At 57.1% G+C, this 13,666-nt stretch carries 14 protein-coding genes; 10 read left to right on the forward strand and 4 right to left on the reverse strand.

Going from position 1 to position 13,666, the window contains the following annotated elements; translation table 11 throughout:
- The first annotated feature begins 17 nt into the window (after positions 1-17).
- On the forward strand, positions 18-1,208 hold the full coding sequence (locus AC1RSM_RS10945; RefSeq protein WP_492932401.1) for a phosphoglycerate kinase: 1,191 nt from the start codon (positions 18-20) through the stop codon (positions 1,206-1,208).
- Positions 1,209-1,313: 105 nt separating this feature from the next.
- Here the strand turns inward: AC1RSM_RS10945 and AC1RSM_RS10950 are convergent, their stop codons facing one another.
- Positions 1,314-1,481, reverse strand: coding sequence for a type II toxin-antitoxin system HicB family antitoxin (locus AC1RSM_RS10950; protein ID WP_492932403.1), 168 nt, complete (start codon positions 1,479-1,481; stop codon positions 1,314-1,316).
- A gap of 41 nt (positions 1,482-1,522) precedes the next feature.
- Positions 1,523-2,365, reverse strand: coding sequence for an NAD-dependent epimerase/dehydratase family protein (locus tag AC1RSM_RS10955; protein ID WP_492932405.1), 843 nt, complete (start codon positions 2,363-2,365; stop codon positions 1,523-1,525).
- 75 nt (positions 2,366-2,440) lie between these two features.
- Between AC1RSM_RS10955 and AC1RSM_RS10960 the strand changes: the two genes are divergently transcribed.
- From AC1RSM_RS10960 to AC1RSM_RS10995, 8 genes are all read left to right on the forward strand, one after another.
- Positions 2,441-3,883: an aldehyde dehydrogenase family protein gene (locus AC1RSM_RS10960; protein WP_492932407.1), complete on the forward strand. Its 1,443-nt coding sequence runs from the start codon at positions 2,441-2,443 to the stop codon at positions 3,881-3,883.
- A gap of 133 nt (positions 3,884-4,016) precedes the next feature.
- Entirely contained in the window at positions 4,017-4,775 is a 759-nt protein-coding gene (locus AC1RSM_RS10965; protein ID WP_492932409.1) for a glucose 1-dehydrogenase, read from the forward strand.
- Between the two features lie 79 nt (positions 4,776-4,854).
- Positions 4,855-5,484: a molybdopterin adenylyltransferase gene (mog, locus tag AC1RSM_RS10970; protein WP_492932411.1), complete on the forward strand. Its 630-nt coding sequence runs from the start codon at positions 4,855-4,857 to the stop codon at positions 5,482-5,484.
- An 81-nt stretch (positions 5,485-5,565) separates the two neighbouring features.
- On the forward strand, positions 5,566-6,630 hold the full coding sequence (gene fba / locus AC1RSM_RS10975) for a class II fructose-bisphosphate aldolase (protein WP_492932413.1): 1,065 nt from the start codon (positions 5,566-5,568) through the stop codon (positions 6,628-6,630).
- 136 nt (positions 6,631-6,766) lie between these two features.
- Positions 6,767-7,648, forward strand: coding sequence for a phosphoribosylaminoimidazolesuccinocarboxamide synthase (locus AC1RSM_RS10980; RefSeq protein ID WP_492932415.1), 882 nt, complete (start codon positions 6,767-6,769; stop codon positions 7,646-7,648).
- Positions 7,649-7,802: 154 nt separating this feature from the next.
- Positions 7,803-8,330 (forward strand): 5-(carboxyamino)imidazole ribonucleotide mutase, encoded by a 528-nt coding sequence (gene purE, locus AC1RSM_RS10985; RefSeq protein WP_492932417.1) that lies wholly within the window; start codon positions 7,803-7,805, stop codon positions 8,328-8,330.
- Positions 8,331-8,354: 24 nt separating this feature from the next.
- A complete protein-coding gene (locus tag AC1RSM_RS10990) occupies positions 8,355-9,527 on the forward strand; it encodes a 5-(carboxyamino)imidazole ribonucleotide synthase (protein ID WP_492932419.1) in 1,173 nt (390 codons plus the stop codon).
- Complete coding sequence (locus AC1RSM_RS10995) at positions 9,520-10,545, forward strand: L-threonylcarbamoyladenylate synthase (protein WP_492932421.1); 1,026 nt, start codon at positions 9,520-9,522, stop codon at positions 10,543-10,545. Before AC1RSM_RS10990 ends, AC1RSM_RS10995 begins: the two co-directional genes overlap by 8 nt.
- A gap of 51 nt (positions 10,546-10,596) precedes the next feature.
- Here the strand turns inward: AC1RSM_RS10995 and AC1RSM_RS11000 are convergent, their stop codons facing one another.
- Entirely contained in the window at positions 10,597-11,412 is an 816-nt protein-coding gene (locus tag AC1RSM_RS11000; RefSeq protein ID WP_492932423.1) for an alpha/beta fold hydrolase, read from the reverse strand.
- A 217-nt stretch (positions 11,413-11,629) separates the two neighbouring features.
- Here AC1RSM_RS11000 and AC1RSM_RS11005 point away from each other — a divergent pair, with 217 nt between their 5' ends.
- On the forward strand, positions 11,630-12,076 hold the full coding sequence (locus tag AC1RSM_RS11005) for a MaoC family dehydratase (RefSeq protein WP_492932425.1): 447 nt from the start codon (positions 11,630-11,632) through the stop codon (positions 12,074-12,076).
- A gap of 267 nt (positions 12,077-12,343) precedes the next feature.
- Here AC1RSM_RS11005 and AC1RSM_RS11010 read toward each other — a convergent pair whose 3' ends face one another.
- The gene (locus AC1RSM_RS11010) at positions 12,344-13,537 is read right to left on the reverse strand and encodes an acyl-CoA dehydrogenase (protein WP_492932427.1); all 1,194 of its coding nucleotides are present in this window, start codon (positions 13,535-13,537) and stop codon (positions 12,344-12,346) included.
- Positions 13,538-13,666 lie beyond the last annotated feature (129 nt).

The following is a 13,666-nucleotide window of genomic DNA, read 5'->3' on the forward strand; positions in this document are numbered from 1 at the left end:
CCCAGAACAAAAAATCCATGTCTACAAGCATCAAGACCTTGTCTGCGCTGGCCGAAACGGACGCGCTGCGAGGCAAGCGGGTGTTTATCCGCTCTGATCTGAACGTCCCTTTGCAAGACGGACGCATTACTGAAGATACGCGTGTGCGTGCTTCGGTACCTGCCATTCGCATGGCGCTGGATGCCGGCGCTGCGGTAATGGTCACCTCGCATCTGGGCCGTCCCAAGGAAGGCGAATGCCAGCCTGTGGATTCGCTGGAACCCGTGGTGCAGCGTCTGTCCGAACTGTTGGGCATGCCTGTTGAACTGCGCCGTAACTGGCTGGATGGTGTGCAGGTCTCGCCCGGCCAGGTTGTGCTGCTGGAGAACTGCCGCTGCAACGTCGGCGAGAAGAAAAACGATTCGGATTTGGCTCGCAAAATGGCGGCCTTGTGTGACGTTTACGTAAACGACGCCTTTGGTACGGCTCACCGCGCCGAAGCGACTACCGAAGGGATCGCCCGCTTTGCTCCCGTAGCATGTGCAGGCCCCTTGCTGGAAGCCGAGTTGAAGGCCTTGGGCCGTGCTCTGAACCAACCTGCTCGTCCTCTGGTAGCGATTGTGGGTGGTGCCAAGGTGTCCACGAAACTGTCCATCTTGCGTGCTTTGGCTGAAAAGGTTGACCAACTGGTGGTCGGTGGCGGCATTGCCAACACCTTCATGCTGGCAAGCGGCTTGTCTGTTGGCAAATCGCTGGTGGAAGACAGTCAGCTGGAAGAGGCCCGCGAAGTGATCCGCATCATGAAAGAGCGCGGTGCTGAAGTGCCTATCCCTGTGGACGTGGTGTGCGCCAAGTCTTTTTCTGCGGATGCGGCCGCTGAAACCAAGGCGGCTGACCAAGTACAAGATGACGACATGATTCTGGACGTAGGACCGCAAACGGCCCAACAGATCGCCGCCATCATTGCCAAGGCCGGCACCGTGGTCTGGAACGGCCCCTTGGGTGTGTTTGAATTTCCGGCCTTTGCACAAGGCACTGAAACCCTGTCGCGTGCGATTGCTGATTCCAAGGCATTCTCGATTGCAGGCGGTGGTGACACTTTGGCTGCGATTGCCCAGTTCAACATTGGTGACGATGTCGACTACATCTCCACCGGTGGCGGCGCCTTCCTGGAGTTCCTGGAAGGCAAGCGCCTGCCAGCTGTGGCTGCATTGGAAGACAAGGCCTAAATCGCTTGTATCGCTGCAGTAGAAGACTTTGATAAGGCTTCTACTAAAAGAAAAAGCCCGTCAACGGAAGTTGACGGGCTTTTTTGTTTGCACTGCTCTTAGGGTTTAGACATTGGCCATTTCTCGTTCAGCTGCCTTTGCCAGAAATGCGGAGCGGGACAGAGGCTGGGCCTTGGCCACAGCATCGATTCGGTGCACTAGAGATTCAGGCGCTCTGATGTTCAAACGAATGGCTTTTTTGCTGACTTTGTATAGATCAATATCGACCATCATCCAAAATCTCTCTTTATAGTCATCGTGCCAAGACCAGCTTTTTACGCGCCATCTTTAATTAACTGTGCGTAGCCTTGCAAAGCATCTGGCCACTCTAGTTGAAAGCCGCTATCCAGCAGCCGTTGGTTGCTGAGTCGTTTACCGCCTTCATCGGAGGGGCGGCGTTCGGGGTGGGGGACTTCCAGAAGATCGGCCAGCCCGTCATACAGTTCCGTGATCCGGTAAGGGCGGCTGTCTGTGCCTATGTAGCAAGGGAAGGGGGCCGCGGTGCGCAGCAAATGCCAGCAGGCGCGGGCGGCATCTTCAATATGCAGACGGTTGGCCCAGTGCTCCGAGTCGTCAGGGACTGTGGCACGGCCTTCACGCAAGCGATCCAGTAGTTGGGTGCGCCCTGGGCCGTACAGGCCGCTGGGACGGATCACAACCGCCTGGGCGGGGATGCGGTGATGCAACAGTTGTTCGGCTTCCAACAAAACCTGGCCGTTAAATTGGGAGGGGTCGGTGGGCGAGTTCTCGTCTACCCATTCGGTGCTCGGGCCGTACACGGCGGTGGAGGAGACAAAAATAAAGCGTTTCAAGGCTTTCAGATCCAGCTCGTTCAGCAGGTTTTCCAGACCTTGTATAAATACTCGCTCGTAAGCTGCCTGGCTACGCTGATCGGGGGAAACGGCGTATAGGACGTGACTGATCTTGCGGTGCTTCAGCCGCAGGGAGCTGGGATCGCTTAAATCCGCTGTCACCCATTCAATACCGCTATTGTCGTCCAAGGGCACATGACGGCGCAGCCCAATGACGGGCCATTCATGATGGCGGGCCAGCTTCCCAGTGCGCGTGCCTAGATCGCCAGCGCCAGCTAAGAGCAAAGTACAGTTTTGAGAATCCACAGCAGCAGGTCCTTGAGTAGAATGATCTCGAGCAAAGCTCGATTGGCTGAGATAACAATAGCATTGGAGGCGGTCATGGAGTGTCGCAATTGGATTGACGGGCAGCAGCTTGGCGCGGAGGGCGGTGGTTTGCTACCGGTTATTGACCCCTCTACGGGCGAAACCTTTGCCCGACTGGCGCAATCGTCCGAGGTGGATATTGATTGGGCCGTACAGGCCGCCCGGCGAGCCAGCCAGGGCCCCTGGAGCCGCATGAGTGCGGCACAGCGTAGCCAGTTGCTGCTGCGCTGCGCGCGTGTCTTGTCTGACGCCAGAGAGGAGCTGGCGCGTCTGGAATCGCGCGATACGGGCAAGCCTTTGCGCCAGGCTCAGTCTGATGCGGGTGCGATTGTGCGTTATTTCGAGTTTTATGCCGGCGCGGTCGACAAGCTGCATGGTCAGACAATCCCATTGGGCTGGGACATGACCGCATTTACTTTGCGTGAGCCTTTGGGTGTGACCGCTCACATCATCCCCTGGAATTACCCCCTGCAGATTTTTGGCCGCAGCGTAGCGGCTTCGCTGGCGGCCGGGAATACTTGCGTCGTTAAACCTGCGGAAGATGCCAGCCTGTCTTTGTTGAGGGTGGCCGAGCTCTTGCACGAGGCCGGTTTGCCTGCGGGTGTGCTCAATATCTGCACCGGTTTGGGCAGTGAAGCGGGGCAGGCTTTGTCCGCTCACCCAGACATCAACCATATTTCCTTTACCGGCTCGCCGGGAACGGGGCGTCAGGTGGCTTTGCAGGCGGCACAGAACTTCGTTCCAGTGACCTTGGAGTTGGGCGGCAAGTCTCCCCAGATTGTATTTTCGGATGCGGATCTGGATGCTGCCTTGCCGGTAGTGGTGAATGCGATTGTGCAAAATGCCGGCCAAACTTGTTCGGCTGGCAGCCGTGTGCTGATTCAGCGTGCCATTTATGGTGACTTTACCGAGCGTCTGGCCCAGGCCTTCAAAGGCTTGCTGACGGGGGCGGCCAGCGACAATCTGGATTGCGGCCCCCTGATCAGTGCCCAGCAGCAAGCCCGTGTGCGCTCTTATCTGGAAAACCTGGATCAGGACGGCATTGTGGTCTTGGCGCAAGGAAAACTGGACTCCAAAGCTCCGGCTGGAGGTTTCTACCAAGTTCCCGTGTTGTTGGATCATGTGCCGACTGACCATAGGTTGGCGCAGGAGGAAATCTTTGGTCCAGTGCTGGTGGCGCAGCCTTTCGGTACGGAGCAGGAAGCGATAGCAATGGCCAATGGCACGCCCTATAGCCTGGTGGCCGGTGTGTGGACGCGTGATGGCGCCCGTCAGGTCCGTATGGCCAGGCAGTTAAGGGCAGGCCAGGTCTTTGTGAATAATTACGGCGCGGCAGGCGGGGTAGAGCTGCCCTTTGGTGGGACAGGCCAGTCCGGTATTGGACGCGAAAAGGGCTTTGAAGCCTTATATGCTCTGACCAGTCTGAAAACCGTTGCGCTGCGTCATGCCCCTAGTTAATGGCAGGGAATTTAGGGGTTAGCGCGGCTGTGGCTTCAGATGTTTTCTGGCAGCATGGCAGCTGAACGCTAAAGACTATTCATGGATGGCGGCGCTGAGCCGCCATTTTTATAAAAAGCAGAAGGAGACAAACATGCGATTGCAAGACAAAGTGGCTATCGTGACTGGCGGTGCATCGGGCTTTGGCCTGGGCATTGCGCAGCGCTTTGCACGAGAAGGAGCGCGTGTAGTGATTGCTGATCTGAATGCGGAACAGGGGCAGGCTGCCGCTGCCCAGATTCAGGCCACCGGCGGTCAGGCCATTTTTGCCGCTTGCGATGTATCGCAAGGGGACGAAGTTCATGCCCTGCTGGACATTGCCCTGCGCGAATGCGGGGGGCTGCACATCATCGTTAATAATGCCGGTACCACGCACCGCAACAAGCCCTTGCTGGAGGTCAGCGAGAGCGAGTTTGACCTGGTGTATGCCGTCAATGTCAAAAGCGTGTACTGGACCGCCAAGCACTTTGTGCCTTATTTGCGGGCCCAGGGCTCGGGTTCCTTCATTAATATTGCCTCCACCGCAGCGTTGCGGCCTCGCCCGGGACTGGTTTGGTACAACGGCACCAAGGGTGCGGTGGTGACGATCAGTAAAGGGATGGCGGCAGAATTAGGGCCGGATAATATTCGGGTCAACTGCATCAACCCAGTCATTGGTGACACGGCCTTGCTGGAGCAGTTCATGGGCATGCCAGACACCCCGGAGAATCGCAGCCGCTTTTTGGCGGGAATTCCCCTAGGACGTTTTTGCACTCCTAAGGATGTGGCCGCTGCCGCTTTGTACCTGGCCTCCGATGAGGCGGAGTTCGTTACCGGTACATGCATTGAGGTGGATGGCGGACGTTGTATTTAAGCCCCACTGCGATTCGTTACAATCGAGCTATTGGCAGGCCCGTTCAGGGCCTGTAGTTTATTCGGTTCCAAGGAAAACCATGACATTTACTCGCCAGTCTCCCCGTGAGCATCCGGATCAATTGCGCATAGGTTTGGTGTCGGTTTCGGATCGTGCCTCCACAGGACAGTACCAGGATCAAGGTATTCCGGCGCTGCGCGGCTGGTTGGACTCGGCCTTGACCGTCAAGCCCGCCTACCTGGAACGCTTGATCCCCGACGAGCGCAGCTTGATTACCGGCACATTGGAAGAATTGGTTGAAGCAGGTTGCGACCTGATTTTGACTACAGGCGGCACTGGCCCGGCCCGTCGCGACGTGACTCCAGAAGCCACCTTGGACGCGGGAACACGCGAAATGCCCGGATTCGGTGAACAGATGCGCCAAATCAGTTTAAAATTCGTACCAACAGCGATTTTGTCGCGGCAAGTTGCGGTCATCCGGGAAATTCAGGATCACGCTGCCCTGATTATCAATCTACCCGGGCAGCCCAAAGCCATTCAGGAAACACTGGAAGGATTACGAGATTCGGAAACCGGCCAGATTCTGGTTCCGGGGATTTTCGCAGCCGTTCCGTATTGCATCGACCTGATCGGCGGACCCTACGCACAAACTCATGAACATGTGGTGCAGGCATTTCGCCCCAAGTCGGCGCGTCGGCCTGCCAATTGACATGCTCAACAAATAATCGGCGGGGCATTAACCATGCCCCGTCAAGTTTTTCACTTATTTTAGTCTTCAGGAGGTCTTCTCATGGCCCTAGTTTCCATGCGCCAGCTGCTCGATCACGCGGCCGAGCACGGTTATGGTATTCCAGCGTTCAACGTCAATAACCTGGAGCAGGTCCAGGCGATTATGGAAGCCGCCTCGGAGACGGACAGCCCCGTCATCATGCAGGCCTCGGCCGGTGCTCGTAAGTACGCTGGTGAAGCTTTCTTGCGTCACCTGATCGAAGCTGCCGTTGAGTCCTACCCCCACATTCCCGTCGTGATGCACCAGGATCACGGCCAGTCCCCCGAAATTTGCAAGGGCGCCATCGAACTGGGTTTCTCCAGCGTCATGATGGACGGCTCCTTGCTGCCCGACGGCAAAACCATTGCCGACTTCGAATACAACGTCGAAGTGACGCGCAAAGTGGTCGATATGGCTCATAAGCTGGGCGTGACCGTTGAAGGCGAGCTGGGCTGCCTGGGTTCCTTGGAAACCATGCAAGGCGACAAGGAAGACGGCCACGGTGCAGACGGCGTTCTGACCCTGGATCAACTGCTGACCGACCCCGAGCAAGCAGCTGAATTTGTGACTCGCACTCAACTGGACGCTCTGGCTATTGCCATCGGTACCAGCCACGGCGCGTACAAGTTCACTCGCAAGCCCACTGGCGACATTCTGTCCATCGAGCGCGTGAAAGAAATTCACCGCCGCTTGCCTAACACCCACCTGGTCATGCACGGCAGCTCCAGCGTGCCTCAGGAATTGCTGGCTGAAATCCGCCAGTTCGGTGGCGATATGAAAGAAACCTACGGCGTGCCCGTAGAAGAAATTCAGGAAGCCATCAAATACGGTGTGCGCAAGGTCAATATCGACACCGATATCCGTTTGGCCATGACCGCTGCCATCCGTCGTTTCCTGTTTGAAAACCCAGAGAAATTTGACCCACGCGAATACCTGAAACCTGCTCGCGAAGCCGCCAAGAAAGTATGTGTGGCCCGTTACCAGCAGTTCGGCGCCGCCGGTCAAGCTTCCAAGATCAAGGCGATCCCTCTGGACGAAATCGCTCGCCAGTACAGCACCGGCGAACTGTCCCAGATCGTTCAGTAATTGTCAGGCGGAGTAGGGGTGGGCAGCACAACTGCCTGCTTGGGCTCCGCGCCTTTGCCCGGCACCGGTGGTGTCGGGATTGTCGTCCCGCCTGCAATTATCGTCAGCGGGATGTTTTCGTTTTAAGGATGAAATCGTGCAAGAGCCCTTACATCAATCCAGCCTGAGCTCCTTGCCGCTACTCGCGCGCGGCAAAGTTCGGGATATGTATGCGGTGGGTGAGGATAAGTTGTTGATTGTGGCCAGTGATCGCATTTCGGCATTTGATGTGATTCTGGACGACCCCATTCCCGGCAAGGGTGCTGTCTTGACTCAGATGACCGAGTTCTGGCTGAACAAGCTGGCACACATCATCCCTAATCACACGACGGGTGTGAACCCTGAGGACGTAGTGGCTCCTGAAGAGCGCGATCAGGTTGTTGGCCGCTCCATGGTGGTGAAACGCTTGAAGCCCATCATGGTCGAGGCCGTGGCTCGTGGCTACTTGATCGGTTCGGGCTGGAAAGACTACCAGGCCACAGGCGCGGTTTGCGGCATCACTTTGCCGGCAGGCTTGAAGCAAGCAGCCAAGCTGCCACACGTGCTGTTCACGCCTGCCGCCAAGGCAGAGATGGGTTCGCACGACGAGAACGTGGATTTTGCTCACGTGGTCAAGGAAGTGGGCCAGGAATTGGCAGAACAGATTCGTGACGTGACCTTGCGCTTGTACACCGAAGCGGCGGATTACGCTGCCAGCCGTGGCATTCTGATCGCCGACACCAAGTTCGAGTTCGGTCTGGACGATCAAGGCCAGCTGCATTTGATGGACGAAGTGCTGACCCCGGATTCTTCGCGTTTCTGGCCTGCTGACAGCTACGCTGAAGGCATCAGCCCTCCCTCCTACGACAAGCAATTTGTGCGCGATTGGCTGGAAACCCAGGTCTGGGACAAAACGCCACCTGCACCGCGCTTGCCTGCGGAAGTGGCTGAGCGTACCGCTGCTAAATACCGCGAAGCCCTGGAACGCCTGACGGCGTAATGGGTGTGATGGCTCTTTGGACCTTATCGCTCTTGGGTGGCATGTTGATGCAGCCCTTGGGCGCAGGCCCGGGCCGCGTGGGGGCTATCCCCATTTTTTGAATACCAAGGCGCCTGGCAGCATGGCGCCTTCTTCCTTTTAGGGCGTATCTCTAATGAGCGTACAAACACAAGCTCCTGCGACCCAGACTGCTCCTGTTGTGGGCATTGTGATGGGTTCCTCCAGTGACTGGGATGTCATGAGCCAGGCAGTGGCCATTCTGGACGAATTTGGTGTGTCCTATGAGTGCCGTGTGGTCTCTGCCCACCGTATGCCGATTGATATGGTGGACTACGGTGCCCAGGCACCTGCCCGCGGTTTGAAGGCCATTATTGCCGGTGCGGGCGGGGCGGCTCACTTGCCCGGCATGCTGGCTGCCTTGACCCATTTACCTGTCTTTGGCGTGCCTGTTCCTTCGCGCTACCTGCGTGGTGAAGACTCTTTGCTGTCCATTGTGCAAATGCCCAAGGGCGTGCCGGTTGCCACCTTTGCCATTGGCGAAGCTGGTGCGGCCAATGCTGCCCTGCACGTGATTGCCAATCTGGCCGTCAACGATACCGTGCTGACTGAAAAACTGATTGCGTACCGTGCCCGCCAGACTGAGGTCGCCCGAGCCATGCGTGTTCCTCCTGCTTCTGCCTGATCTTATTTCGTGATGATGACCCCCATGACTGATGCTGCCCTTCTTGTACCTGGCTCCTGGCTGGGCATGATTGGAGGCGGCCAACTGGGCCGCATGTTCTGCCATAGTGCCCAAAGCCTGGGCTACAAAGTGGCGGTGCTGGACCCGGACACCGCTAGCCCTGCCGGAGCAGTGGCGGATCTGCATATCTGTGCGGCCTACGACGATGCGCAAGCGCTTGCCCGTCTGGGGGAGCTGTGTCAGGCCGTCAGTACCGAATTTGAAAATGTGCCAGCCCAGTCTTTGCTGACGTTGGCGCAATACACACGGGTCACGCCGTCGGGCGATGCCGTGGGCATTGTGCAGGACCGTATCCGTGAAAAAGCCTTTATCTCGCAGGCGGGGGTGCCAGTGGCACCTTATGCTGCGATTGAAAGCCAGGCTGACTTGCAAGCGGCTGACGGTGCCTTGTTTCCCGGTATTTTGAAAACGGCTCGTTTTGGCTACGACGGCAAAGGCCAGGCCCGGGTTGCTGACCGTGACCAGGCCTTGGCTGCTTTTGCCCAGTTTGGTTCTCAAGCCTGTGTGCTTGAAGCCTTGCAGCCCTTGAAGTCCGAAATTTCGGTTGTCTTGGCACGTAGCCTGGATGATCAGGTCAAGACCTTCCCTTGCGCTCGTAATGAGCACCGGGATGGCATTTTGGCGGTATCCACCATCAGTGCCCAGTTCCAGGATGATGCTTTGTCCGAACAGGCGCGTCAGGCTGCTGCTGCAATCGCTCGCACGCTGGATTATGTGGGTGTCATGTGCGTGGAATTCTTCATTCTGGAAGATGGCCGTTTGCTGGCCAACGAGGTTGCCCCTCGTCCGCATAATAGCGGCCACTACACGATGAATGCCTGCGTCACTAGTCAGTTTGAACAGCAAGCCCGCGTAATGGCGGCCTTGCCTTTGGGCGATACGCAGGCGCTGTGTCCGTCAATGATGCTCAATATCCTGGGCGATATCTGGTTCGACGAACAAGGCCAGATGCGTGAGCCGGATTGGGCGGCCTTGTTGTCGGTCCCAGGCGTGTCCCTGCATCTGTACGGTAAAACCGAAGCGCGCATGGGACGCAAGATGGGGCACGTCAATATTGTGGGCGAGTCGGATCAGCAAGTGCGTGATCGTACAGCCCGTGCCGCTGCAGCTTTGCATATCGCCTTTGATCATGTCTGATACCCACCCAGGCCCTTCGGAACAACAGATTGAGCAAGCCGCTCGTGTGCTGGCACAAGGGGGGCTGGTCGCCTTCCCGACCGAGACGGTTTACGGTTTGGGGGCCGATGCAGAAAACCCCGCTGCCGTGCAGTTGATCTACAAGGCCAAGGGTCGCCCAGCCAATCATCCTTTGATTGTGCATGTGGCTCCTGGAGCGGATCTGCGCTATTGGGTAACAGAGATCCCGCCCGTAGCGCAGCAATTGATTGACGCTTTCTGGCCCGGTCCATTGACCCTGATTTTGCCGCGTAATCCCGCTATTCCCGATACGGTCAGTGGGGGGCAGAGCAGTATTGGCATTCGTTGTCCTTCCCATCCTGTGGCCCAAGCCTTGCTTAAAAGTATGGCGAAACTTAAGCCTAGCGGGCAGGCGGGAGTGGCTGCGCCATCGGCGAACAAATTTGGTCAGGTATCGCCTACCGCGGCCAGCCACGTTCGGGACGAGTTTGCAGACATGGGTGCAGACGAGTTGCTGATTGTGGAGGCCGGCCCTTCAGAGGTAGGCATCGAGTCCACCATCGTGGACGTGTCGCGTACCCATCAAGGCGTCGGCGCTGTACTTTTGCGGCCCGGCCATATCACGGCGGCCATGATTGCTGGGGTCATCGGTTACGAGCCTGCCAGCCCGGATCAACAAGCTCCACAAGTATCGGGTAGCTTGAAAGCGCATTACGCGCCCCGTACCCCTTTGTCTTTATTTGATGAAGGCAGTGCGCCTGCGGTGCAGGCCGCCTTGGCTGAAGGGGGCAAGCAGGCCGTGGTGGCCTTTGCGGCCTTGCCGCCATTCTCGGCGGATGTGCACGATTGGTATGTGTGCAGTCCCGATGCGCAGGTCTATGCCCAGGACTTGTACGCCATGTTGCGTCGCCTGGATCAAGGGCAGTACGAACATATTTGGGTGCAGCGTTGCCCGGATACGCCAGACTGGCAGGCGGTCAATGACCGCCTGGGTCGAGCAGCCGCCGCCTTTGAGTAAATCTGCCGCTTAGTGGTGTGTGCTGCCCTAGGAGTTAAGTGAGTTTTTCGCTTAGCGGGCGGTACGGGTCAGAAAGTCCACAATCGCCTGGTTCACCTGCGCTTCCTTATCCCGGTAGGGCAGGTGTCCGCATTGCTCCAGCTCCAGCAGCTCTGTGTGTGGCACCAATTCCTTGATTCGGCGGATCTGCTCCAGTGTGCCGTACTCATCATCCACACCCTGAATCGCCAGAACCGGGCAGGTGATGCGTTTGACGTCTTCTTCAATATTCCAGTCGCGAAACCGGGGATCTGTCCAAGTAGCGTTCCAGCCCCAGAAAGCCGATTCCACATCATCGTGATAACGGCCCAGACGTTCACGTAGAAAGCCTTGTTCGTAGGCTTCGCGGGCGACCAGAATACCGCGTAGGGAAATATCTTCCACAAACAGGTGCGGGGCCATCACCACAATGCCTTGCAGCTTGTCGCTAAAGCCGCTGGCCGCCAGCAGGGCAATTGATCCGCCATCGCTATGGCCGACCAGCACAATCGGGCGTTTCTTCCCATCTTCCCCCAACTGTTTCAGCAATTGCGGCAGCACTTCCAGCGACTGTTCGTGCAGATAGTCCGGCTCTTTCGGGCTATTGTCCGGGCGCGGGGTGCTCCGGCCATAGCCGTAGCGTGAATAAACCAAGCCACTACAGCCGGCTTGCGCACACAACTGGGCAGGCCAATCCTTCCACATGGCAATCGAACCCAGGCCTTCATGCAGAAACACCAGCAGGGGGGCGGTCTCGCGTTCAGGGGCGATTCGTTGATATTCCAGTTCGATGGCCTGCTTGCCTTGGGTCAGGCTTGCAAATTGCAAAGATGAATCCAGTGTTGTCATAGCCGTTTTGTGTCAAAAAGCCCCGACAGATTCGGCGCTCAAGTGAGTGGGAAACCTTCTTTATGCCATAGATTGCTACAAGACGCACAGGCGGCCTGTTCGCTATCCTTGATGTGGACGTTTTGCGGCTGTTTAGTGCCTTATAGGGGAGCTTGCTGCAAATTCTGGCAGAGATGGTAGAGTGGCGCTCTCGATCTTTTTTTTGTTGCACCACAACATGAAATTTGCTGATTTTGAAGTGGGTATGGTTATCACCCATCCACTCGTTCCTGTGACTCGCGAAGAAATGCTGGAATTTGCCCAGAAATACGATCCGCAGTCCTTTCACATTGATGACAAGCAGGCTGAAGAAGGCCATTGGGGCGGTTTGATCGCCAGCGGCTGGTTAACGTGCGGCAAGACCATGCGCATGGCGGTGGACTCTGCCTTGCATGACTCCGAGTCCTTTGGCTCGCCAGGCCTGGAGCGTTTGCGCTGGGTGCTGCCAGTGCGGGCAGGAGACTCTATCCGACTGGAAGCCACAGTAGCTTCCAAACGTGTGTCCAGCAGCCGTTCAGACCTGGGCATCGTGCGTTGGAACTGGAATGTTTTTAACCAGCGCGATGAATTGGTGCTGGAGCTGGAAGCCACCAGCATGTTTGAACTGAAGCCAGAACAAGAATAAAAAGACACCACGCTATCTCTTGGGCCAGTCAGTTTTCCAGGGGCCGTTTTTGTCTTGAAAACGGCCCTGTGACTGGAAAGAATCCCCACACTACGGCTGTTGCCCGCTGCTTCCGAAGGGATGTTTTTTCCTTGGGATATCCCGACGGTAAAAAACTACAGACGCAGACGGGGAGCTGTATTCCCAAAACAGGCAATTTAGGAGTTTGATCAGGCTCTGAACGTACAAGGGGCAAAGCCTCTTGCCTTGCCCCTTGTTGGGTCTGCTTTAGAAGAAAGCCTGAATCCCGGTTTGTGCACGGCCCAGAATCAAGGCGTGTACATCATGGGTGCCTTCATAGGTATTGACCACTTCCAGGTTCACAAGATGGCGGGCAACACCGAACTCGTCAGAGATCCCGTTTCCACCCAGCATGTCGCGTGCCAAACGGGCAACATCCAGGGCCTTGCCGCAGGAATTGCGCTTCATGATGGAGGTGATCTCCACCGCCGCTGTGCCTTCATCTTTCATGCGTCCCAAACGCAGGCAGCCTTGCAGCGCCAGTGTGATCTCGGTTTGCATATCGGCCAGCTTTTTCTGGATGAGCTGGTTGGCAGCCAGCGGGCGACCAAACTGCTTGCGATCCAGGGTGTACTGACGGGCGGTATGCCAGCAAGACTCAGCCGCTCCCAGGGCACCCCAGGCAATTCCAAAACGAGCGGAGTTCAGGCAAGTGAAAGGACCACGCAGGCCGCTGACCTTGGGCAGGACTTGGCTGTCCGCAATCTCCACATCCGCCATGACGATCTCGCCAGTCAATGAGGCACGCAGGCCCACTTTGCCGTGAATGGCGGGCGTGGACAGGCCCTTCATGCCTTTTTCCAGAATGAAGCCGCGGATTTTGCCATCGTCCTCACCACCTACCACTTTCGCCCACACCACAAACACATCGGCAATCGGGGAGTTGGTAATCCAGGTCTTGTTGCCGCTCAGGCGGTAGCCGCCATCCACTTTCACCGCGCGGCTTTCCATGGCGCCAGGGTCGGAGCCGTGATTGGGTTCCGTCAGGCCAAAGCAGCCAATCCATTCACCGCTGGCCAGCTTGGGCAGATATTTGTGTTTCTGCTCTTCGCTGCCAAATTCAAAAATTGGCACCATGACCAGGGAGGACTGCACGCTCATCATGGAGCGGTAGCCTGAATCCACGCGCTCCACTTCACGGGCGATCAAACCATAACTCACGTAGTTCAGCCCAGCACCACCATAGGTGTCGGGAATGGTGGCCCCCAGTAATCCCAAGGCCCCCATTTCGGCAAAGATGGCGGGGTCCGTTTGTTCATGGCGGAACGCTTCCAGCACACGCGGCAGCAGTTTTTCTTGCGCGTAGGCATGGGCGGCATCGCGCACCATACGTTCTTCATCGCTCAACTGCTGGTTCAACAGCAGCGGGTCGTCCCAATGGAACGAGGGATTGGCAGACATAGTGCTACTCCGGGAAGATCAAATACAGTCAGCCTGACAGCCCTAAGGGGGCAGGGTCAGGCCGGAAAATTGAAAAGAGCAGGATGAGTATCGCTGACTGTGGCGTATTGAGGGGCGGCAAGCGCGCTA

The organism is Alcaligenes sp. GW821-FHT11D07 (assembly GCF_058808495.1).